This window comes from Pseudomonas sp. NFIX49, assembly GCF_900115915.1.
Lineage (GTDB): Bacteria > Pseudomonadota > Gammaproteobacteria > Pseudomonadales > Pseudomonadaceae > Aquipseudomonas > Aquipseudomonas pharyngis.
Genome location: NZ_FOYE01000002.1, coordinates 131,166 through 152,359 on the forward strand (window position 1 = coordinate 131,166; position 21,194 = coordinate 152,359).

The window sequence follows — 21,194 nt, forward strand, 5'->3', positions numbered from 1 at the left end:
CATACAGAAACGCCGTCATTCAGCCGCTGATTAGTGGTGCCCACCGTGGTATCCGCCGCCGTGATAACCCCGTCCGTAGCCGCCGCGATAGCCATGGCCGCCGTAGTAATAGCGAGCGCCACCGTAGTAACGCGGACCGTAATATCCACCGTAGTAATAGGGCGAGTAATAGCCGGGATAGTAGTAGGGCGTGGAGTAAACATCGTAACCGCCGGCGTAGTAGTAACAGCCGGACAGCCCTAGACCGAGCACTGCTCCCAGCAGCACCCGACGCAGCAATTTTGAAATACGCATGGCGGCCTCCTGAAAGACCTGTGACAGCAGTCGGCACAGACCGGCTGACACCAGATTTGACTGGCTGACCGGCAGCGAGTGCCCAACCCTCTCGGGCATCGGATCAGCGGCTATCGCGCTGCATCACGGTGCAAGCGCGCACCAACACAAAGCGTCGCCCGCATCTGCGAACTGAGCCCCTCCACCCACAACCCACATAGCAGACGGCTCGCCGCAACTTGGCACGCCTCTCGCTTTAGCAAACCCGTGCAGGAGTCATCACAGGTTCGCGGCACCACAATTTGCAATGGCTGACTAGGGTTCCGGCTCGCATCTGCGAGTGACTGGTCCGAGAGTTGGCGACCTCCAGTTGAGGTTACACGGCGGGACAAAAGCCCGGGAGACAAGCCACCGTTCGCGGTGCCGCGTTGCCTTCCTGTCCGCCCTCGATCAACTGGAGAAGCCACCATGTCCCGACTACGTTTGCCCGCCCTGCTCGCCGCCGCGTTCGCCGCGTTCATCAGCACTCAATCCCCCGCCGCGCAGAAAGACCACTTCAGCGTCTGCTGGACGATCTACGCCGGCTGGATGCCATGGGAATACGCCGGCAGCCAGGGCATCGTCGACAAATGGGCGAAGAAGTACGGGATCAAGATTGATGTCGTGCAACTCAACGATTACGTCGAGTCGATCAATCAATACACCGCCGGCCAGTTCGATGGCTGCACCATGACCAACATGGATGCCCTCACCATTCCGGCCGCTGGCGGCGTCGACAGCACCGCGCTGATCGTCAGCGATTTTTCCAACGGCAACGACGGCATCGTCCTCAAGGGTGACGGCAAGAAAGTCGCCGACCTCAAGGGCATGGACGTCAACCTGGTCGAACTGTCGGTCTCGCATTACCTGCTGGCCCGCGCACTGGACTCGGTCGATCTGACCGAAAAAGACCTGAAAGTGGTCAACACCTCCGACGCCGACATTTCCGCCGCCTTCAACACCGAACAGGTCAACGCCGTCACCACCTGGAACCCGATGCTTTCGGACATCAAGGCCAAACCGGGCGTGACCGAAGTCTTCAACTCCAGCCAGATCCCCGGCGAAATCATGGACATGATGGTGGTCAACAGCGCCACCCTCAAAGACAACCCGGCGCTGGGCAAGGCACTGACCGGTGCCTGGTTCGAAGTGGTCGAGTTGATGAACGCGAAAAACGCTGCGAGCAAAGCCGCGCTGGAGCACATGGCCAAGGCCTCGGGCACCGACCTGGCCGGATTCCAGGCGCAACTGGACACCACCAAACTGTTCGCCACACCGAAAGAAGCCCTGGCGTTTGCCACCAGCAAGCAACTGCCGGAAACCATGCGCAGGGTCGCCGAGTTCTCGTTCCAGCACGGTTTGCTCGGTGAAGGCGCGAAAGACACCAGCGCGGTCGGCATGGCGTTCGCCAACGGCGTGACCAGCGGCGACACCGGCAACCTCAAGCTGCGTTTCGATCCGACCTACGTGCAGATGGCCGCTGACGCCAAGCTGTAAGCCACGGAGGATTTGGCCATGCGCCTGATCAATCGCCACCCGGATCGCCCGAGTCGCCTGTTGCTGGTGATCCTGCCGTTCGCCCTGGTGCTGTTCGCCTATTTCATGGGCTCGGCCGAGCGCCTGGCGGACAATCCCAACGACAAGCTGCTGCCCAGTGCGGTGCAGATGACCGACGCGGTGAAACGCCTGGCCTTCAACGCCGACAGCCGTACCGGTGAATACCTGCTCTGGCAAGACACCGCGTCGAGCCTGCGACGCCTGGCCATCGGCCTCGGCATCGCGGCACTGGCCGGGTTATGCCTGGGCATGGCCGCCGGCACCCTGCCGCTGTTCGGCGCACCGCTCTCGCCATTGCTGACGGTGCTGTCGATGGTGCCACCGCTGGCGATTCTGCCGATTCTGTTCATCGTCTTCGGCCTCGGCGAGCTGTCGAAAGTGATGCTGATCGTGATCGGAATTACCCCGGCCCTCGCCCGTGATCTGGAACAGCGCGCCCGGGACATCCCCGTCGAACTGCTGATCAAGGCCCAGACCCTCGGCGCCTCGACCTGGACATTGATGCTGCGTGTGGTGCTGCCGCAACTGTTGCCGCGTCTGCTGATCTCGCTGCGGCTGATGCTCGGTTCGGCGTGGCTGTTCCTGATCGCCGCCGAAGCCATCGCCTCCACCGACGGTCTGGGCTACCGGATTTTCCTGGTGCGCCGTTACCTGGCGATGGACGTGATTCTGCCGTACGTGGTGTGGATCACCCTGCTCGCCTGGCTGATGGATTGGGGCCTCAAATACCTGACCCGTCGGGCATTCCCCTGGTATGAGGGGGCGGCCAAATGAGCTTCATCACGGTGAAAAACGTCTGGCAGCAATACGCCGACCAAGTGGTGCTCGAAGGCTTGAACCTCAACGTCAATGAGGGCGAGTTCTGCACGCTGGTGGGTGCTTCGGGCTGCGGCAAGTCGACCTTCCTGCGCCTGCTGCTCGGTCAGGAAACCGCCAGTCGCGGCGAGATTCTGCTCGACGGCCAGCCACTGGCGCGCGAGCCGGATGCGAGCCGTGGCGTGGTGTTCCAGCGCTACTCGGTGTTCCCGCATCTGAGCGTGCTGGACAACGTTGCGATCGGCCTGGAATTGCCGCGCGCGCCGCTGCTCGGACGCTTGTTCGGCAGCGCGAAAAAAGACGCCCGCGAGCAGGCTTCGGCGCTGCTGCACAAAGTCGGCCTCGGCCATGCGCTGGACAAGTACCCCGCGCAGCTCTCCGGCGGCATGCAACAGCGGCTGGCGATCGCCCAGGCGCTGATCATGAAACCGCGGGTTTTGCTGCTCGACGAACCGTTCGGCGCGCTCGATCCGGGCATTCGCAAGGACATGCACGCGCTGCTGCTGGAGCTGTGGCGCGAAACGCAACTGACCGTGTTCATGGTCACCCACGACCTGTCCGAAGGCTTCAGCCTCGGCACTCGCCTGCTGGTGTTCGACAAGGTCCGCCTCGACCCGCACGCCCCCGGCGCCTATGGCGCCCGCATCACCTACGACATCCCTTTGAACAGCGACCGTCGCGCCCAACGCGCCGCCGTCGACGCCCTGCCCGCCGCGTTGGCCGGCACGCTTCGTATTGCCTGAGAGGACTGCTCCCATGACTGATTCGACCCAACTGTTTCCACCCTTCGCCGAAGAAACCCTGCCCGGCGGCGGCCACCGCTCCTTCGTCTTGAAGCGCGGGCAACTGCTGCGTCTGACCGACCTGCGCGGTGGGGCCAACGTCAGCCTGACCTTGCTCAACGCCAACGAAAAAACCGAACGCCTGAACCTGCCCGACAGCCTCAAATGCCAACACACCGCCAAGCTGACCACCGGCCATTGCCTGTACTCGGACATGGGCCGCGTGCTGGCCGCAATCACCGCCGACACCTGCGGCTGGAGCGACAGCCTCGGCGGTGTGCTGTGCGCTGAAGAGGTCGCGGAAAAATACGGCCAGGGCCGCTATCAGGAACTGCGCAACGGCTTCTTTCGCAACGGCACCGACAACCTGCTGGTGGAACTGGGCAAGTGGGGCCTGGGCCTGTCCGACCTGCTGATGACCCTCAACCTGTTCAGCCGGGTCAACGTCGATGAAGCCGGGCGCTTCCATTTCGTCGAAGGCCATTCGAAGGCCGGCGATTACATCGAGCTGTATGCACCGATGGACACCCTCGTCGTCCTCACTGCCCTGCAACACCCGATGGACCCGTCGCCCGACTACGCGCCAAAACCACTGAAGCTGAGCTGGATGAACGCCGACGCCAGCGTCGCCGAGCACTGCCGTACCTCGCGCCCGGAGAACGAGCGCGGCTTTATCAACACCGACCGTTTGTTCGCCTGAGGATCATCGCCATGTCAGTTGCTATCGCCACTTCGCAAAAACAACCCGACGCTGCGGTGTACCGCGCCACCATCCCGGCCGGCGAACCCTGGCTGATGGAGGTCAAGGCCGGCCAGACCCTGCGCATCCTCGACCTTGAGGGCAACCAGGCGGTCGATACGCTGTTCTACAGCCTCGCCAATCCCCGCGAGCGCTACGACGTGCAACGCACTTTGCGCCGGCAGAACAGCGTGTACCTGAGTACCGGCAGCGTTTTGTATTCCAACCTTGGCAAACCGATGCTGACCATCATCGCCGACACCTGCGGCCGCCACGACACCCTCGGCGGCGCCTGCGCGCAAGAGAGCAACACCGTGCGTTACGCCCTGGAAAAACGCTACATGCACAGCTGCCGCGACAACTACCTGCGCGCCTGCGCCCATGACGGTCGGCTGGGCAAAGGTGACATCGGGCCGAACATCAATTTCTTCATGAACGTGCCCGTGACCGCCGACGGCGGCCTGACCTTCGAGGACGGCATTTCCGCGCCGGGCAAGTACGTCGACCTGCGCGCCGAGATGGACGTGATCGTGCTGATCTCCAACTGCCCGCAACTGAACAACCCGTGCAACGCCTACAACCCGACGCCTGCGGAGCTGCTGGTATGGAACTGACATTCGCCCGTCTGCGCCGTTGGCTTTTCGCCCTGTGCCAGGCGCGCTCGGGCCAGTGCCTGAAAAAGTGAAGTGATTTCGCCGTCGGGGACGACCCTGGCGCCTGAACAAAAACGGCGGGACGGCCCGCCTCCCAGTCGAGCCCGCACCCAGCGCGGACTCCGGGGGTTTTGCCATGTTCGAAAAAGTCCTGATTGCCAACCGTGGCGCGATTGCCTGCCGCATTCTGCGCACCTTGCGTGAACTGCACGTCGAAGGCGTCGCGGTGTACTCCGAAGCCGATGCCGCCAGCCTGCACATCCTGCAAGCGGACGAAGCCCACAGCCTCGGTGAAGGCGCAGCGGCCGGCACTTATCTGGCCGTCGAAAAGATCCTCGCCATCGCCAAAGCCACTGGTGCCACAGCGATCCATCCCGGCTACGGCTTCCTCTCGGAAAACGCCGCATTCGCCGAAGCCTGCGCCAACCAGGGCATTGCCTTCATCGGCCCGACTCCGGAACAGCTGCGGGTGTTTGGCCTCAAGCACACCGCCCGCGCGCTGGCCAAACAGCACGGCGTGCCGATGCTCGAAGGCACCGAACTGCTCGACAGCCTCGACGCCGCGCTGATTGCCGGCGCAGAGGTCGGTTATCCGGTGATGCTCAAAAGCACCGCTGGCGGTGGCGGCATCGGCATGCGCGTGTGCCGCAACGCCAGCGAACTGAGCGAGTCGTTCGAGGCGGTGAAGCGCCTCGGCCAGAACAACTTCAGCGATGCCGGAGTGTTCATCGAGAAGTACATCCAGCGTGCACGGCATCTGGAAGTCCAGGTGTTCGGCGATGGCCATGGCGAAGTGATCGCCCTTGGCGTGCGCGACTGCTCGGTGCAGCGGCGCAACCAGAAAGTCCTCGAGGAAACCCCGGCACCGAACCTGCCCGACGGCATGGCGGATGAGTTGTGCGCGGCGGCGATCAAACTGGCCAAAGCGGTGAATTACCGCAGCGCCGGCACCGTCGAATTCGTTTTCGACAGCGATGCGCAGCGCTTCTATTTTCTGGAAGTGAACACCCGGTTGCAGGTCGAACACGGCGTCACCGAACAGGTGTGGGGCGTTGATCTGGTGCGCTGGATGGTCGAGTTGGCGGCCGGTGACTTGCCGCCGCTGGCCGAGTTATTTGAAGGCCTGAAACCGCAAGGCCACGCGATTCAGGCACGGCTGTATGCGGAGGATCCGGGGCGAGATTTCCAGCCGAGTCCGGGGCTGTTGACCGCTGTGGAGTTTCCTGCGGCCAACGGCATTCAACTGCGCATCGACACCTGGGTCGAGGCCGGTTGCGAGATCCCGCCCTACTTCGATCCGATGATCGCCAAAGTCATCAGCTGGGCGCCAACCCGCGAACAGGCCCGCGCCGATCTGCATCAGGCCCTCGGCGACAGCCTGCTGTACGGCGTGGAAACCAACCGCGACTACTTGCGGCAGATTCTGCTCGATACACCGTTCGCCAGCGGTCAGCCCTGGACCCGTTGCCTGGAAGGTCTGGTGTACCAGGCCAACACCTTCGAAGTGCTGAGCGCCGGCACCCAGACCAGCGTCCAGGACTACCCCGGTCGCCTCGGTTACTGGGCGGTCGGCGTGCCACCTTCGGGGCCGATGGACAGCCGCGCGTTGCGCCTGGGCAATCGCTTGCTGGGCAATGACGAAGGCGCGGCGGCACTGGAAATCACCATGAACGGGCCGCTGCTGCGCTTCAATTGCGACGCGGTGGTGGCGGTGACCGGGGCACCGTTGGCGCTGGCCCTCGACGGCGAAGCGGTGCCGATGAACACCGTGCTGTTGATTGAAGCAGGCAGCCAGTTACATCTCGGCGGTTTGCTCGACGCTGGCGCCCGCAGCTACCTGTGCCTGCGCGGCGGCCTGCAGGTGCCGGATTATCTGGGCAGCAAAAGCACCTTCACCCTCGGTCAGTTCGGCGGTCATGGCGGGCGCGCTCTGCGCGCCGGGGACGTGTTGCACCTGGCCCCACTGAGCGACCGCAGCGTCGGGCAGACCCTGGCACCCCATCACGTCAGCGAATTGCCCGCCGTGCGCCGGATCCGGGTGATCTACGGCCCCCACGGCGCGCCGGAATATTTCACCGAACACTACATCGACACGTTCTTCGCCACGCAATGGGAAGTGCATTTCAACTCCAGCCGCACCGGCGTGCGCCTGATCGGGCCGAAACCAGAGTGGGTGCGCGCCGACGGCGGTGAAGCCGGGCTGCATCCATCGAACATTCACGACAACCCCTATGCCATCGGTGCGGTGGACTTCACCGGCGACATGCCAGTGATCCTCGGTCCGGACGGCCCGAGCCTTGGCGGTTTCGTGTGCCCGGTGACCGTGATCGAAGCGGATCTCTGGCAGCTCGGGCAACTGAAGGCCGGGGACAAGGTGCAGTTTGAGCCGGTCGATCTCAAGACTGCCCGCGATCTCGCCCTGAAATGGGATGCCTCCGGGAGCTGGCCTGCCAGCGATGAAGTTGACGCGGTGTCTGCTCGGGCCCCATCGCTGGCAAGCCAGTTCCCACAGGGTCTGGTTTCGCCTGTGGTTCTGGAGTTGGGTCAGGACGACAAGCGGCTGGTGGGGCGTGTATCCGGCGATACCCATCTGCTGCTGGAAATCGGCGCGCCGGAACTGGATCTGGTTCTGCGCTTTCGCGCCCATGCCCTGATGCAGGCGCTGGAAGGCAAAAACCTGCACGGCGTGATCGACCTGACACCGGGCATTCGTTCGCTGCAGATCCACTACCAGCCCGAACAATTGCCGCTGGCCGATCTGCTCGGCATCGTCGCCGGTGAATGGGATGCGGTGTGCGCCGCCCAGGACTTGCAAGTACCGTCGCGCATCGTCCATCTGCCGCTGTCCTGGGACGATCCGGCCTGCCAGTTGGCGATTGAGAAATACATGACCACCGTGCGCAAGGACGCGCCGTGGTGCCCGAGCAACCTGGAGTTCATTCGCCGCATCAACGACCTGCCGAACCTCGATGAAGTGCAGCGCACGGTGTTCGACGCGAGCTATCTGGTGATGGGCCTCGGTGATGTCTACCTTGGTGCGCCGGTCGCCACGCCGCTCGACCCGCGCCATCGGCTGGTGACCACCAAGTACAACCCGGCACGCACCTGGACCGCCGAGAACTCGGTGGGCATCGGCGGCGCCTACATGTGCGTGTACGGCATGGAAGGGCCCGGCGGTTACCAGTTTGTCGGGCGCACCTTGCAGATGTGGAACCGCTATCGCGAAGTCGCCGCGTTCGACGGCAAACCGTGGCTGCTGCGGTTTTTCGATCAGATCCGTTTCTACCCGGTCAGCGCCGAAGAACTGCTGCGCATCCGCCGCGACTTTCCCCTCGGGCGCTTCGATCTCGACATCGAACATAGCCAGCTCAACCTCGCCGACTACCAGGCCTTTCTGCAACGCGAAGCCGAGAGCATCGACGCTTTCCGGATGCAGCAACAGGGCGCCTTCCAGGCGGAGCGCGAACGTTGGATCGCCAGTGGCCAGGCGCACTTCGACAGCGAAGAAGCCGTGCCGGACAGCAGCGAAGACACACCGCTGACCAGCGGCCAGCAAAGTATCGACAGCCACATTGCCGGCAACCTCTGGCAGGTGCAGGTCGAGGTCGGCAGCCGCGTGGCGGCCGGTGATGTGCTGGTGATTCTGGAGTCGATGAAGATGGAAATCCCCGTGCTCGCGCCCATGGCCGGGGTGGTGCAGGACATTCGCGTGCAGCCGGGATCGGCGGTGCGTGCCGGACAACGGGTCGTGGTGCTGGAACTCGACTGAAACCATTTGCCAAAGGATCAACCCATGAATCTGCAACTCGATGCCCTGCGCCAGGCCTACCGCAATGGCGACACCACACCGCGGCAATTGCTGCTGGCGCTGCGGGACAAAGCGGCGGCGCTGAACCCGGACTACCACCTGTTCATCCACTTGCTCAGCGTCGAAGAACTGGAACCGTATCTGGCCGCCCTCGACGGTCGCGACCTCGACAGCCTGCCGTTGTATGGCGTGCCGTTCGCGATCAAGGACAACATCGACCTCGCCGGCATTCCCACCACCGCCGCGTGCCCGGCGTTCGCCTATGTGCCGGAGCGTTCGGCGACCATCGTCGAGCAACTGCTGGCGCTGGGGGCGATCCCGCTGGGCAAGACCAATCTCGACCAGTTCGCCACCGGCCTCAACGGCAGCCGTTCGCCCTATGGCGCTTGCCCGAACAGCGTGTTGCCGGAGTATCCGTCGGGCGGCTCCAGCGCCGGTTCGTCACTGGCCGTGGCGCTCGGTGTAGCCAGTTTCGCGTTGGGCACCGACACCGCCGGCTCCGGCCGGGTGCCGGCGGCGTTGAACAATCTGGTTGGACTGAAGGCCAGCAAAGGCCTGATCTCCACCGCCGGCGTGCTGCCGGCCTGTCGCACGCTCGATTGCGTCACCACGTTCACCGCAACGGCGCGGGAAGCCAGTCAGCTACTGGCGCTGACCGCGCGCCTCGATCCACGGGACGAATACAGCCGCAGCAATCCGTCATGGAACGACGGCTCCGCGTTCGGTGTGCCACGGCCGTTTCGCTTCGGTGTACCGCGTGCGCAAGACCTGGAATTTTTCGGCTGTGAGGAAGGCCCGCGGCTGTTCGGCGATGCCATCGACCGTCTGAAAGCTCTGGGCGGTGAAGCGGTCGAGCTGGACTTGTCGCCGTTCCTCGAAGCGGCGCGGTTACTTTATGAAGGGCCCTGGGTGGCCGAGCGCTACAGCGTGGCCGGCGAGTTGATGGAAGAAAATCCCGAAGCAGTGCTGCCGGTGATCCGCGCGGTGCTGGCCAAAGCACCGGCCGTCAGCGGCGTGCAGACGTTCCGTGCGCAATACCGCCTGCAAGCGCTGAAAGCCGTTTGCGATAAAGCGCTGGAAGGACTCGACTGCGTGCTCACGCCCACTATCGGTCGTCCGGTGACGCTGGCGGAACTCGACGCCGAACCGGTGCTGCGCAATTCCGAACTGGGCTACTACACCAACTTCATGAACCTGCTCGATTACGCCGCCGTCGCCGTGCCCAGCGGTTTCATGGCCAACGGGCTGCCGTGGGGTGTGACGCTGTTTGGCCGGGCGTTCACCGATCAGTACTTGCTGGGTGTCGCCGATGCCCTGCAGCGCCAGCAGAATCCCGGGCTGCCGACGCCAACCAACCCGGCGCGCCATGACCGTGCACGATTGGTGGTCTGCGGTGCGCATCTGGACGGTTTGGCCCTGAACTGGCAGTTGCGGCAACGCGGCGCACGCCTGATCGAGGCCACTTACAGCTCGAAGGACTACAAACTCTATGCCCTGGCCGGTGGCCCGCCGTTGCGCCCCGGCATGCTGCGCGTGGCCGAAGGTGGCGTGGCCATCGAGGTGGAAGTCTGGGAATTGCCGAGCCGTGAGCTGGGCTCGTTCCTGACCGGCATCCCGGCGCCGCTGGGCCTGGGCAAGGTGCAACTGGCGGATGGCCGCTGGGAGAGCGGTTTCATCTGCGAACCCTACGGCCTGGAAGGTGCAATCGATATCAGCCACTTGGGTGGGTGGCGCGCGTATCTGCAAACCGGAAACTGATTCGAAAACCGGCCTCCTTTCGTTCCGGGAGGGGGCTGGATGAGCGAGCCATTCTCCAGACACCCCTGCCCGGCTGATCCCCCCGCATTTCAGGCACAAATCCCGCAGTCTTTTCCCCGCCGTGCCACTAGAATGCTGCCCATCGGGTCACTGTCAACGGAATTGCCAATGCCGCTCAGATCTGCGTTTCACTCCCAACGTTCGCTGGTCCTGACCCTGGTCGCCCTGCTCGGCGCAGGTTTCCTCGCCACCTCGCTGCTCAGCTACTACGCCTCACGGGCGTCGATCCGCGACAACATCGTCAACACCGAACTGCCGCTGACATCCGACACGGTGTACTCGGAAATCCAGAAAGACCTCGTCAGACCGATCCTGATTTCCTCGATGATGTCCCGCGACACCTTCATGCGCGACTGGGTGGTGAACGGCGAGAAAGACAGCGACCAGATGACCCGCTACCTCGACGAGGTCATGACCCACTACGGCGCCTACACCGCGTTCTTCGTGTCCAACAGCACCCACACTTACTACCACGCCAAGGGCGTGCTCAAGCAGGTGAAAATCGACGAGCCGCGCGACGCCTGGTACTTCCGGGTGCGCGACATGAAGGATCCGTACGAGATCAACGTCGACCCGGACCTGGCCAACAAAGACAACATGACCTTCTTCATCAACTACAAGGTCTACGACTACAACAATCGCTTCATCGGCGCCGCTGGCGTGGGGCTGACGGTGGATGCGGTGATCAAGCTGATCGACAAGTACCAGCAGCGCTATCAACGCAGTGTGTACTTCGTCGACACCTTCGGCCGACTGGTGCTGACCGGCGCCGAGGGCGGGCCGGAAAGTGCGCGGGTCGGGAAAAGCCTGACCGACCTCGACAGCATGAAAGGCCTGGTCAGCCAATTGCCCAAACCCCACAGCGGCAGCTATGAATATTCCACCCATGGCCAGGGGCATTTCCTCAACGTGCGGTTCATTCCGGAGCTGAACTGGTACCTGTTTGTCGATAAACGCGAAGACGGCGCGCTGAGCGAAATCCGCCAGTCGCTGTACCTCAACCTGCTGATCTGCCTGCTGGTGACGTTGATCGTGCTGGCCCTGGTCAACCGCTTGATCCGCCGCTATCAGGAAAAAATCCACGCCCAGGCCACCCTCGACAGCCTCACCGAACTGCCCAACCGCCGCGGCTTCGACCTGCTCGCCGTGCAAGCGCTGCACGAAGCGCACCGTGAGCCGAAACCGCTGACCGCGCTGCTGCTGGATCTGGACCACTTCAAGGTTTTGAACGACACCTACGGGCACATGGCCGGCGATCAGGTGCTGATCGGGTTCGCCCGGGACCTGCAAAGTTGCCTGCGGCATTCCGACATCGTCTGCCGTTGGGGCGGTGAGGAATTTATCGTTCTGTTGAAAGACACCGACGGCGAGACCGGTCAGAAGATTGCCGAGAAGATCCGCCAGCACGTCGAACAGCATGAATATGCCTACAACGGTCACAGCCTGAATCTGACGGTCAGCATCGGCGCCACCACCCTGCAACCGGATGACACCTTGCACAGTCTGCTGTCCCGGGCCGATCATGCGATGTACCGGGCCAAACAGACCGGCCGTAACCGCACCTGCGTGGAAATGCCTCACTCGACCTATGCCTGACACTCATGAACAAACCTGACCTCTGCCCGGCCTGCGGCGCGCGCAACGACTGCACCCTGGCCGACCCGCGCACCGCCGACCGCGCCTGCTGGTGCTACGGCGTTTCCATCGATCCGGCAGTGCTCGAAGCCCTGCCGGCGGAACTGCGCGACCAATCCTGCCTGTGCCCGCGTTGCGCCCAGGTCGAGGCGCAACTGCAAGCGGCCAAGCCGTCGATCCCGTAAGATGCGCGCCCCGCTTCCTGCCGATTCCTGATCATGCGCGTCGACCGTTTCCTCAGTAACCTGCCCCGCTACAACCGTAAGCAGGTTCGCCTGTTGCTGGTGGAAAAGCGCGTGCGCATTGACGGAAAAGTCGTCAGCGATCCCCACAGCGAAGTCCTTGAGTTCAGCCGCGTGGAGGTCGACGACGAAGTGCTGCAACCCGGCAAACCGGCGCGCTACTTCATGCTGTACAAACCGCAGGGCTGCGTCAGCGCCACCCGCGATCCCGAGCATCCGACCGTGCTCGACCTGATCCACGAGCCGGACAAAGACGACCTGCACATCGCCGGGCGTCTGGATTTCAACACCACCGGGCTGATGCTGATCACCAACGACGGCAGCTGGTCGCGGCGCCTGACCCAGCCACAGACCAAACTGCCGAAGGTCTATTACGTCGAGACCGAACAGGAGATCGGCCCGGAATATGCGATCAAGTTCGCCGAGGGGATCTACTTCGCCTTTGAGGACCTGACCACCCAACCGGCGCAGCTGCAAGTGCTCGGCCCGCGAACCGCGCGGTTGAGCATCGTCGAAGGTCGTTACCATCAGGTGAAGCGCATGTTCGGCCACTTCAATAACAAAGTGCTGCGCCTGCACCGCGAATCCATGGGCCCGCTGGCGCTGGACAACGCGCTAAAACCGGGCGAGTACCGCGCTTTGCGCACCGAAGAGATTCATTTGTTCTAAGCAGCCGACCGCTCAGCAGAAGTTGTCGAACAATTTACCAACGGCACTTGCGCGATCCGGATCCCCCTGCTTGAATCAGGTCGTCGGCCAAATTGTGACCGATGAGTCACACATAACATCCAAGAAACTTTTTGTCGGTAGACAGCCCTCAAGGGCTGCGCCTCAGCCGACAGACTGCCCGCCAATAACAACACCCGTCGACCTGCCGTACCGGATCGACATGGGCCACAAAATTCCAGGCATATGCCTACCTGTCACAAAGCTCGTGCAATCTCATTTGCGCGCATACCCGCTTGCTTGCCAGGAGTCTTATGACATGAGGCCAGAAATCGCTGTGCTGGATATACAGGGTCAGTATCGGGTTTACACGGAGTTCTATCGCGCAGACGCCGCAGAAAAGACCATCATCCTGGTCAACGGCTCGATGGCCACGACTGCGTCGTTTGCACAAACCGTGAAAAATCTGCACCCGCAATTCAACGTGGTCTGCTACGACCAGCCCTACGCGGGCAAGTCGAAAGTCCACAACCGCCACGAGAAACATCTGACGAAAGAAGTCGAAGGTCTGATCCTGCTGGAGCTGATCGATCACTTCGCGGCCGAACACGTGCTGTCGTTCTCCTGGGGCGGCGCTGCGACCATGGTCGCCCTCGCGCATCAGCCTCGGCGCATTGAAAAAGCCGTGATCAGCTCGTTCTCGCCAGTAATCAACGCGCACATGCTTGATTACCTCGAACGCGGCGTCGAATGCCTCGGCAAACGCGACGGCGACCGAGTCGGGCACCTCGTCAACGACACCATCGGCAAACACCTGCCGTCGCTGTTCAAGCGCTTCAACTATCGCCACGTCAGCAGCCTGGCCGAGCACGAATACGGGCAGATGCATTTCCACATCAACGACGTGCTGCACAGCGACCGTCAGTGCTATTTGAACGCGGCGAAGAAAATCAACGTACCGGTGCTGTTCCTGAACGGCGAATGGGACGAATACACCGCCGCCGAAGACGCCCGACTGTTCGGCAACCATGTCGCGCAGAGCACCTTCACTACCCTGCAGGCCACCGGGCACTTCCTCGACATGGAACACAAATCCGCCTGCCGGGACAGCCAGAACGCCCTGCTCGGTTTCCTGAAACCGGCGCAACAGGCCAGCCGAACGCGTTACCAGTTTGTCCAGGATCACCATGCATTGGCCATTTGAAACAGTGTCGTCGCGAGCAAGCCTGCGAGGCTGAGATTCAGCCGTCCTCCAGCCCGCAGCGCTTGCCCGCGATTGACCGATTTCGGCTCTGTTTCAAGACTTTCCGTAGTTCGCGTGCAAAGAAAACTTCAAATCCGTGGCCGAGTCTGGTACAAAGTCAGCCGCTCTGAGCGGGTGTCGTATAATGGCATTACTCCAGCTTCCCAAGCTGATAACGAGGGTTCGATTCCCTTCACCCGCTCCAATCGAATTTATGTCCTGCGTCGTGGTTTGACGGGGGATGAAAAAAAACCGGCCTTGATGGCCGGTTTTTTTGTGTCTGGGATTTGAGTTTTCAGTGGCAAATCCAAAGATCACTACCGTCGAAACAACCCTGCCCCCTACTGCTCCATCGTGATCAGCTTATCGCTGCAAATTCCCCATACGTATGATCCTTCTCCGACGGCGAAGTCAGGATTAAACCCTCATAAGCAACGTTCCGTATTCAGGCCAAAGAACCTGGTAACCAACCGGCACAGGGATCGACAATGAACGACACCGCTATTCCCGAGGGCTTCACTCCGCTGACCCGCAGCAGTCCGCTGCTTGACTTGCTTGGCCCGATCTATACCAGAGGCAGTGGCCTGCAACTTGAAATCGGTCTGCGGACAGACTCACGACATGCCAATGGACGTGGCACGTTGCATGGCGGTGTATTGGCGACTTTGGCGGATGTCGGCATGGGTTACGCCATGGCATTCTCCAGCGACCCTCCCCTGCCATTGATCACGGCGAGTATGACCCTGGACTATCTCAGCGCGGTGCAGATCAATGAGTGGCTTGAGGTACGCGTTGAGCACTCCAAAAAAGGACGGCAGCTGGCGTTTGCCACTGTTGGGTTGCATGTCGGTGATCGAATGGTAGCCCGTGCCAGTGCGGTGTTCGCGGTGCCGCAGTAGTATCCCCCCTGCATCCAACCGGTCTTGATGACCGGTTTTTTGTGTCTGGGATCTGGAGCAAGCCGAATGAATCAGAACACACTCAACAATGGTGCACGCGTAACCTCAACTGCAGCTAACTCCATTTAATTGTGAGTTATCCCGACTAAACCGAGATAAGCCCCAAACTGTTGGAGTTAGAAGCAGCCAGCGGTTTCCACTTTCACGCGGGATCAGTCGCGCATTCTGGTCTCAGTCTCGCGTCTGAGACCGGTTCATCCTTGTCGACGCATATATTCCGCAAAAAGTGGGACGGTGAAATTCAAGTAGCCGTGATCTGTGCTGTAGATCATTCCTTTAGAGATTATGTTGGCACGAGTCGGACCAAGCGATGACTGTGTACGCCCCATCGCTTTCGCAATATCGGCCATTGCATAGGGGCCATCCCCGAGCTCCGACATCGTCTTCACGAACTGCACTTCCGACTTTGTCAGTCGATCAATGCGCACCCTGAAAAAGCCCGCATCAAGAGAAGCCAACGTCTCCGCGTATGAATGGTCCACATCTTCGACTGTGATTTCAGGTCCTTCAGCGTTGTTCCAAGCAGTGGATGCCCACTCTTGAAGGAAGAAAGGATACCCTCTCGTCCGATCAACAATATTGCCAAGTGCTGCGAGTTCGATCGAAGCCTCCTCATCCGCGATTGGCTTCTGAACTGCTTGAATTGCAGATACTTGATCAAGCGCATCAACCGCAGGGTATAGAAAAAGCCGCTCTGCGTAGGATTTTGCTTCGCCTGCCAAACGAGCAACCTGGGGAAGACCAGCACCGACGAGAAGTACCGGCAGCCCTTCTTGAGACATGTGATGGATCGACACAATAAGCGCAGATAAATCTGCTTCGGAAAGGTACTGAACTTCATCAATCAGAAGAATCCAGCCTTTGCCTGCAGCTTGCGCAGCTTGACCTATCACGGCAAAAAGGTCTGGAAGATCGTATTGAAGATCCCCGCTGTCAGCGAATCCTGGCTCCGGTTCGACACCAATCTCCACGCCTGCGATATCGATCTTGAAAATAGAGGCGAAACCGCGCAAACCATTCAGTCCACGGGTCGCAATTTGCTTGGCAGCTTCTACTGCAGAAAGTGAGCGCATGACTTTCCGCATTTCAGGAAAGAGAAGGCGTGCAAGACTTTCACGCTCCGGAGCCTCTACTTTTGAAACGAGAAGTCCCTCTTCCCTCGCAATTTTTCCAATCTCGTTCAGCAGTACCGTTTTACCCGTGCCTCTCAATCCAAGAAGCATGATGGATCGGGCGCTTCGTCCGTTGATGGCTCGCCCACATGAAATCCTGGCTGCCTCAAGGATTGTGTCGCGTCCTGCCAACTCAGGCGGTCTGCTGCCTGCGCCTGGAGCGAATGGATTACGGTATGGATCCATGAAAGCCTCACAAATGCTTGTCTCTACACGAATATATCGTTGTATAGCAGATATCCCTATACACCCTTAGATTTCACTATATTTTGCTATTTATTGGGCTGAACTCTGTCACCCACACAAGCATTGCGTCTGAAATACTGACTCGAATACTCGCCCGATACGGACTTCGACAACACTCGACGCTTTGCAGCCAGGTTGAAATGAAACTAAAAACCGGTCGCGTGACCGGTTTTTTATGCCTGCCAAAACAGCTGCAATTCAGTCCTTCACCTCAACATGATCCAGCGCCTGATTCACCGCCAATTCCCCCAGCATCACAAACTGCGCAATGCCTATCGCGGTTCTGCGGTAGGCGGGGTCGAGGGTGGCGGCGAAGTTGTTGAGCATCTCGGATGCCGAGCCCAGTGATTCGCTGGCGTTGGCCAGCAGGGATTCGGTGTCGTAGGCCGGGTTGGCGAAGTACATCGGGTCGGGTTGGTTGTTCGTGCCCATGACATGGGCGCCGGGGCAGAGGTAATGATCGAGGGCGCGGTTGGCGGCGTCGTGGAGTTTTCTGCAGTCGATCGAGACGTACGGGGACGTTGGGTCGGTTTCGACTTCGGGGGGATTCGGGGTTGGCTTCTTCATAATGGCTTCTTTCTGGTCGATAGGTGGAGCTGACCTACTCGGTTCCAATCGAAGAGGTGGCAGCTGTACGCGAGTTGGAACCCGGGCGAAAAAAGCCAAAAGCCCGACAGACTCGAAGTCTCTCGCGCACAGCCGCCATAACAGAGTGCACACCATGAAGGCGGGCAAGCATACGTCATGAAAGCTGCTTTTGCTTTTTTGGGAAGTCGCCGGGGTTCCAATCCCGATCGCCGATTCATCAGCGACCCTCACAGGCTAGAGCCCGCACTTCCGACGGACAACCTGAAAACCTTGTGGGAAGGTTCAGTAAACAGGGCCAACTCTTTAAACATCCTGAATCGAAAAACCACATTTACAGATCCCCAACACTCCCCCGGTTCTCACACTCGCCACGACCCGCTAGCATTTCCCCATCACCCACCACCCTCCCCCTGCGCGGCCATCGACGAATACGCGCCATCACGTTTCGAGGGATTCAAAACCGTGGCCTGCGAGCCACCCAAATCAAATTCAAAAGAGCAGCAAATCCATGACCCAGAACATCTACGACGACCCCGAATTTTTCCACGGCTACAGCCAGATGAACCGCTCCATCGGCGGCCTCGATGCTGCGCCGGAATGGCCGGCGCTGAAAGCCTTGTTGCCCTCCCTGCACGGTTTACAGGTGGTGGATCTGGGCTGCGGCTACGGCTGGTTCTGCCGCTGGGCCAGCGAACACGGCGCTGCCCAAGTGCTGGGGCTGGATGTCTCGGAGAAAATGCTCGAGCGGGCGAAGGAAACTACTTCGGCCGCGAACATCCGCTACGAACGTGCCGACCTGGAACACCTCGATTTGCCTGCGTGCACTTACGATCTGGCCTACAGCTCACTGGCCCTGCACTACATCAAGGATCTCTCTGGGCTGTTTGCCAAACTGCATACGGCACTTAAACCCGGCGCGCATTTTGTGTTTTCCATCGAGCACCCGATCTTCATGGCGCCGCGCAATCCGGGCTGGCTGATCGACAGCGAGGGCAACAAGCGCTGGCCGCTGGACAGTTATCAGATGGAAGGCGAGCGGGTGACCAACTGGCTGGCCGACGGGGTGATCAAGCAGCACCGCACGGTCGGGACGCTGCTTAATGCATTGATCGACGCCGGGTTCACGATTCAACACGTCAATGAATGGGGCCCGAGCGATGAGGAAGTGGCTGCGCAACCGGCCCTCGCTGAAGAGCGCGAGCGGCCGATGATGATGCTGGTCGCTGTACAGCGCTGACCGTAAAGAAAGGGCCGATCAAATCGGCCCTATTTCGTATCAACGTGTGGCGACAATGAACAACCGCGGAAACGGCAACAACACCGAACCGTCCGCCAGCGCCGGATACGCCTTCGCGACCTCCGCCAGATAGTGCGCCAGATAGTCCGCCCGCTCCGCTTCCGTCAGCGGACTGAGGAACGGAATCAAACCGCTGCCCTTGAACCACTCGACAACGCCTGAAGCCCCGCCCGCCAGCTGATGGTGATACGTGGTGCGCCACACATCGACCCGTGCGCAATGCGGCCGCAGCATCGAGAAATAGGCACTGGCATCCGCCATCTCGGTCCGCTGCCCCGCCGCGCCCGCCAGTTTGCTGGCCCACGACCCGTTGGCAGCCACTTCGCGCATCAACCGATGGGACGGCTCGTTGAGGTTGTCCGGCATCTGAATCGCCAGGCTGCCACCCTGCGCCAACTTGCCCGCCAGCGCCGGCAGCAACGTCGCGTGATCCGGCACCCACTGCAAAACGGCGTTGGCAAAGATCACATCGAATGGCCCTGCATCCGCCCATTTATCGATGTCCGCCACCGCGAACTGCAACTGCGGCAGACGCTTGCGCGCGGCATCGATCATGTCCGGCGAACTGTCGAGCCCCTGCACCTTCGCGCCCGGAAAACGCTCCACCAACAACTCGGTCGAGTTGCCCGGACCACACCCGATATCCACCACGGAACGCGCCTCGGGCGTGGGAATTGCCGCCAGCAAGTCGCGGGCCGGGCGGGTGCGTTCATCTTCGAAAGTGACGTATTGCTTGGCGGACCAGGTCATTGCGTTCTCCTATCAGGACTTTTGCAGTGGTTCGCTACGATACATTGACTCCCTGCGCATTCCCTATCCGACTTAAGACGTGACGGCAGCACGCGACTTTTTTCGCGGACTTCGCTTGCATAAAAAAACCGGCCGATGGCCGGTTTTTTGGAAAGTCCCGCACTAGTCGTAATAGCCCACGGTCTTTTTCAACTGATCTGAATACTCGTAGATATCATCCACGGAGTTAATGGGATGGCGGGTTTCGTTTTTCTCCTCGTCGAAAATGCCGATGTACTTCTGCGAACGGTTGAAATGCAGGCGGCAAATCGGCTTTCGGTTGTTATCGTCCAGCAGGATGCCAAAGTAGCTCTGTGTATCGCGCTGAACGATTCGTTTGGCATCGACCACAGATCGAACCAATGCACGAACAATGTGATACCCCTCCAGTTCCTCCAGAGTGGTCAAAACCTTATCGTCGGACTCGTCACGGGGATCCACCGGATCCGTCCCTCCAGACGCGGCCGGAATAGACGCTAGCGCCGGCTGGATCGCACCACTCATGGCCGACTTGAGGCGGTCATTGATCTGGTCATTGAGAAATTGAACGACCGCTTTTCTCGTCAGTTCGTGAAACTGATCCCGCACCTTCTGCGTGATGACTCCGTCGTAGACTCGCGAAGCAAACACTTTGACGAAATCGTCATCCGGCTTGCTGACTTGCGAGGCGATAACTTTTTTGATCTGGCTTACGTACTTCAGCTCACCCGCCGCGTTGATGATCGAATCAACGTCGAACGCAGACTTGGTGAGCTTTATAAGTTCTGGCACCGAATATTCATCAATGTCCAGAAGGTCCAGTTCAAGGAAGGGTTTTTCATCCATCTTGTTCGGCGCATCCAGGTCAGTGAAGAACTTGTAGACCTGGCCGTTGGTGAGGATGGAGATTCGAGCGCTGGTTACGTGGAAATAACGGAACAGCTGCGAGGCGTGATTGATGTGCAGTGGCTCGCCGATTTTCTTGCACTCGATGAGGATCTGCACTTCGCCCTCTTTCATGATGGCGTAATCGATTTTTTCGCCCTTCTTCGTGCCGATATCGCAAACAAATTCCGGCGTCACCTCTGTCGGGTCGAACACGTCGTAACCCAGAACAGTACTGATGAAAGGCATGACAAACGCATTTTTTGTCGCTTCTTCCGTCTGGATTGCAGCGCTCTGCAACCGGACTTTGGCGGCAAGACTGGCTAACTTTTCGAAGAATTCCATGAGCGTCCTCTGACTGGGTTTCTATCCGTGCACTCGCATGCTGGCAAATTGACTGCCATTTCATCCTAGACGCAAACCCATACAAAGAAAGTTCCCACTTCCAAAAGTGTTCAAAACCGGGACCTGGAACAGTCAAGTTTCAAAGACAGCACGTCTCTGTAAGTAGAATTTTCCGCCCCCCTCCGATGTCTGAATTTCAAGCGCCCCCCACAAGGAACACAACCATGAAATTCGCAAAGATCTCCCAGCAGCTCGCACTCTGGGCCGGCAGCCCCAAGACGTTCATGGGGGCGTTGATTCTGATCGGGCTCTGGGGGTTGAGCGGGCCGATTTTCGATTACAACGACACCTGGCAACTGATCATCAACACCTCGACCACGATCATCACGTTCCTGATGGTGTTCCTGATCCAGAACACCCAGAACCGCGATACCGACATCCTGCATTTGAAACTCGATGAACTGCTGCGGGTGAACAAGGAAGCGCAGAACGCGATGCTCGGGCTGGAGTCGCTGGATCTCAAGCAGCTGGAGGCACTGCGTCGGCATTACCGGGCGATGGGTGAGAATGAGGTGTTTGACCTGGAAGGTCTGGGGGACAAGAGCAAGCCGAAGCAGGATCTGAATGAATGCTGAAAGGCAAAAAAAACGGCGCTAAAAAAGC

Annotated in this window: 19 protein-coding genes, 1 tRNA gene and 1 riboswitch; of the genes, 15 read left to right on the forward strand and 5 right to left on the reverse strand. The window is 60.2% G+C overall.

The features are described from left to right. Nucleotides 1–30: 30 nt before the first annotated feature. Nucleotides 31–294, reverse strand: coding sequence for a hypothetical protein (locus BMZ46_RS04975; protein WP_064383076.1), 264 nt, complete (start codon nucleotides 292–294; stop codon nucleotides 31–33). Nucleotides 295–577: 283 nt separating this feature from the next. Continuing rightward, a riboswitch (guanidine-I (ykkC/yxkD leader) is annotated at nucleotides 578–678 on the forward strand. Nucleotides 679–741: 63 nt separating this feature from the next. Here BMZ46_RS04975 and BMZ46_RS04980 point away from each other — a divergent pair. The 13 genes from BMZ46_RS04980 to BMZ46_RS05040 all read left to right on the forward strand — a co-directional run bounded on the left by BMZ46_RS04980 (nucleotide 742) and on the right by BMZ46_RS05040 (nucleotide 15,170). Then, entirely contained in the window at nucleotides 742–1,809 is a 1,068-nt protein-coding gene (locus BMZ46_RS04980) for a putative urea ABC transporter substrate-binding protein (RefSeq protein ID WP_074691079.1), read from the forward strand. A gap of 18 nt (nucleotides 1,810–1,827) precedes the next feature. Continuing rightward, nucleotides 1,828–2,643 (forward strand): ABC transporter permease, encoded by an 816-nt coding sequence (locus BMZ46_RS04985; RefSeq protein WP_039772710.1) that lies wholly within the window; start codon nucleotides 1,828–1,830, stop codon nucleotides 2,641–2,643. Further along, on the forward strand, nucleotides 2,640–3,428 hold the full coding sequence (locus BMZ46_RS04990) for an ABC transporter ATP-binding protein (protein WP_064594089.1): 789 nt from the start codon (nucleotides 2,640–2,642) through the stop codon (nucleotides 3,426–3,428). The genes BMZ46_RS04985 and BMZ46_RS04990 overlap by 4 nt, the downstream gene beginning before the upstream one ends. A gap of 13 nt (nucleotides 3,429–3,441) precedes the next feature. After that, the gene (locus BMZ46_RS04995; RefSeq protein ID WP_074691078.1) at nucleotides 3,442–4,167 is read left to right on the forward strand and encodes an urea amidolyase associated protein UAAP1; all 726 of its coding nucleotides are present in this window, start codon (nucleotides 3,442–3,444) and stop codon (nucleotides 4,165–4,167) included. An 11-nt stretch (nucleotides 4,168–4,178) separates the two neighbouring features. Next, entirely contained in the window at nucleotides 4,179–4,820 is a 642-nt protein-coding gene (locus BMZ46_RS05000; protein WP_064594080.1) for an urea amidolyase associated protein UAAP2, read from the forward strand. 175 nt (nucleotides 4,821–4,995) lie between these two features. After that, nucleotides 4,996–8,628, forward strand: a complete 3,633-nt coding sequence (gene uca, locus BMZ46_RS05005) for an urea carboxylase (RefSeq protein WP_074691077.1) — start codon at nucleotides 4,996–4,998, stop codon at nucleotides 8,626–8,628. A gap of 24 nt (nucleotides 8,629–8,652) precedes the next feature. Then, complete coding sequence (atzF, locus tag BMZ46_RS05010) at nucleotides 8,653–10,425, forward strand: allophanate hydrolase (RefSeq protein ID WP_074691076.1); 1,773 nt, start codon at nucleotides 8,653–8,655, stop codon at nucleotides 10,423–10,425. A gap of 168 nt (nucleotides 10,426–10,593) precedes the next feature. Then, nucleotides 10,594–12,081, forward strand: coding sequence for a sensor domain-containing diguanylate cyclase (locus BMZ46_RS05015; RefSeq protein WP_074691075.1), 1,488 nt, complete (start codon nucleotides 10,594–10,596; stop codon nucleotides 12,079–12,081). A gap of 5 nt (nucleotides 12,082–12,086) precedes the next feature. Next, entirely contained in the window at nucleotides 12,087–12,305 is a 219-nt protein-coding gene (locus tag BMZ46_RS05020) for a cysteine-rich CWC family protein (protein ID WP_074691074.1), read from the forward strand. 33 nt (nucleotides 12,306–12,338) lie between these two features. Further along, on the forward strand, nucleotides 12,339–13,031 hold the full coding sequence (locus tag BMZ46_RS05025; RefSeq protein ID WP_074691073.1) for a pseudouridine synthase: 693 nt from the start codon (nucleotides 12,339–12,341) through the stop codon (nucleotides 13,029–13,031). Between the two features lie 316 nt (nucleotides 13,032–13,347). After that, nucleotides 13,348–14,232 carry an alpha/beta fold hydrolase gene (locus BMZ46_RS05030; protein WP_011332879.1) on the forward strand — a complete coding sequence of 295 codons (885 nt, stop codon included), beginning with the start codon at nucleotides 13,348–13,350 and terminating at the stop codon, nucleotides 14,230–14,232. Nucleotides 14,233–14,402: 170 nt separating this feature from the next. Next, a tRNA-Gly gene (locus BMZ46_RS05035) sits at nucleotides 14,403–14,476 on the forward strand. 283 nt (nucleotides 14,477–14,759) lie between these two features. Further along, a complete protein-coding gene (locus tag BMZ46_RS05040) occupies nucleotides 14,760–15,170 on the forward strand; it encodes a PaaI family thioesterase (protein WP_039772722.1) in 411 nt (136 codons plus the stop codon). A gap of 254 nt (nucleotides 15,171–15,424) precedes the next feature. Here BMZ46_RS05040 and BMZ46_RS05045 read toward each other — a convergent pair whose 3' ends face one another. Together BMZ46_RS05045 and BMZ46_RS05050 are read right to left on the reverse strand one after the other, a co-directional pair. Next, the gene (locus BMZ46_RS05045) at nucleotides 15,425–16,588 is read right to left on the reverse strand and encodes an ATP-binding protein (RefSeq protein ID WP_074691072.1); all 1,164 of its coding nucleotides are present in this window, start codon (nucleotides 16,586–16,588) and stop codon (nucleotides 15,425–15,427) included. Between the two features lie 258 nt (nucleotides 16,589–16,846). Then, nucleotides 16,847–17,215 (reverse strand): DUF6124 family protein, encoded by a 369-nt coding sequence (locus BMZ46_RS05050; RefSeq protein WP_074691071.1) that lies wholly within the window; start codon nucleotides 17,213–17,215, stop codon nucleotides 16,847–16,849. A 529-nt stretch (nucleotides 17,216–17,744) separates the two neighbouring features. Between BMZ46_RS05050 and BMZ46_RS05055 the strand changes: the two genes are divergently transcribed. Beyond that, nucleotides 17,745–18,473 carry a class I SAM-dependent methyltransferase gene (locus BMZ46_RS05055; RefSeq protein WP_039772725.1) on the forward strand — a complete coding sequence of 243 codons (729 nt, stop codon included), beginning with the start codon at nucleotides 17,745–17,747 and terminating at the stop codon, nucleotides 18,471–18,473. Nucleotides 18,474–18,512: 39 nt separating this feature from the next. Here the strand turns inward: BMZ46_RS05055 and tam are convergent, their stop codons facing one another. Together tam and BMZ46_RS05065 are read right to left on the reverse strand one after the other, a co-directional pair. Further along, a complete protein-coding gene (tam, locus tag BMZ46_RS05060) occupies nucleotides 18,513–19,283 on the reverse strand; it encodes a trans-aconitate 2-methyltransferase (RefSeq protein WP_074691070.1) in 771 nt (256 codons plus the stop codon). A 162-nt stretch (nucleotides 19,284–19,445) separates the two neighbouring features. Next, the gene (locus BMZ46_RS05065; protein WP_074691069.1) at nucleotides 19,446–20,531 is read right to left on the reverse strand and encodes a type I restriction endonuclease; all 1,086 of its coding nucleotides are present in this window, start codon (nucleotides 20,529–20,531) and stop codon (nucleotides 19,446–19,448) included. Nucleotides 20,532–20,755: 224 nt separating this feature from the next. Between BMZ46_RS05065 and BMZ46_RS05070 the strand changes: the two genes are divergently transcribed. Beyond that, nucleotides 20,756–21,166 (forward strand): low affinity iron permease family protein, encoded by a 411-nt coding sequence (locus tag BMZ46_RS05070; RefSeq protein WP_074691068.1) that lies wholly within the window; start codon nucleotides 20,756–20,758, stop codon nucleotides 21,164–21,166. The last annotated feature ends 28 nt before the right edge of the window (nucleotides 21,167–21,194 follow it).

Coding starts and splice junctions, on each gene's coding strand:
- BMZ46_RS04975 (WP_064383076.1), bottom strand. CDS start 294: ATGCGTATTTCAAAATTGCTGCGTCGGGTGCTGCTGGGAGCAGTGCTC.
- BMZ46_RS04980 (WP_074691079.1), top strand. CDS start 742: ATGTCCCGACTACGTTTGCCCGCCCTGCTCGCCGCCGCGTTCGCCGCG.
- BMZ46_RS04985 (WP_039772710.1), top strand. CDS start 1,828: ATGCGCCTGATCAATCGCCACCCGGATCGCCCGAGTCGCCTGTTGCTG.
- BMZ46_RS04990 (WP_064594089.1), top strand. CDS start 2,640: ATGAGCTTCATCACGGTGAAAAACGTCTGGCAGCAATACGCCGACCAA.
- BMZ46_RS04995 (WP_074691078.1), top strand. CDS start 3,442: ATGACTGATTCGACCCAACTGTTTCCACCCTTCGCCGAAGAAACCCTG.
- BMZ46_RS05000 (WP_064594080.1), top strand. CDS start 4,179: ATGTCAGTTGCTATCGCCACTTCGCAAAAACAACCCGACGCTGCGGTG.
- uca (WP_074691077.1), top strand. CDS start 4,996: ATGTTCGAAAAAGTCCTGATTGCCAACCGTGGCGCGATTGCCTGCCGC.
- atzF (WP_074691076.1), top strand. CDS start 8,653: ATGAATCTGCAACTCGATGCCCTGCGCCAGGCCTACCGCAATGGCGAC.
- BMZ46_RS05015 (WP_074691075.1), top strand. CDS start 10,594: ATGCCGCTCAGATCTGCGTTTCACTCCCAACGTTCGCTGGTCCTGACC.
- BMZ46_RS05020 (WP_074691074.1), top strand. CDS start 12,087: ATGAACAAACCTGACCTCTGCCCGGCCTGCGGCGCGCGCAACGACTGC.
- BMZ46_RS05025 (WP_074691073.1), top strand. CDS start 12,339: ATGCGCGTCGACCGTTTCCTCAGTAACCTGCCCCGCTACAACCGTAAG.
- BMZ46_RS05030 (WP_011332879.1), top strand. CDS start 13,348: ATGAGGCCAGAAATCGCTGTGCTGGATATACAGGGTCAGTATCGGGTT.
- BMZ46_RS05040 (WP_039772722.1), top strand. CDS start 14,760: ATGAACGACACCGCTATTCCCGAGGGCTTCACTCCGCTGACCCGCAGC.
- BMZ46_RS05045 (WP_074691072.1), bottom strand. CDS start 16,588: ATGGATCCATACCGTAATCCATTCGCTCCAGGCGCAGGCAGCAGACCG.
- BMZ46_RS05050 (WP_074691071.1), bottom strand. CDS start 17,215: ATGAAGAAGCCAACCCCGAATCCCCCCGAAGTCGAAACCGACCCAACG.
- BMZ46_RS05055 (WP_039772725.1), top strand. CDS start 17,745: ATGACCCAGAACATCTACGACGACCCCGAATTTTTCCACGGCTACAGC.
- tam (WP_074691070.1), bottom strand. CDS start 19,283: ATGACCTGGTCCGCCAAGCAATACGTCACTTTCGAAGATGAACGCACC.
- BMZ46_RS05065 (WP_074691069.1), bottom strand. CDS start 20,531: ATGGAATTCTTCGAAAAGTTAGCCAGTCTTGCCGCCAAAGTCCGGTTG.
- BMZ46_RS05070 (WP_074691068.1), top strand. CDS start 20,756: ATGAAATTCGCAAAGATCTCCCAGCAGCTCGCACTCTGGGCCGGCAGC.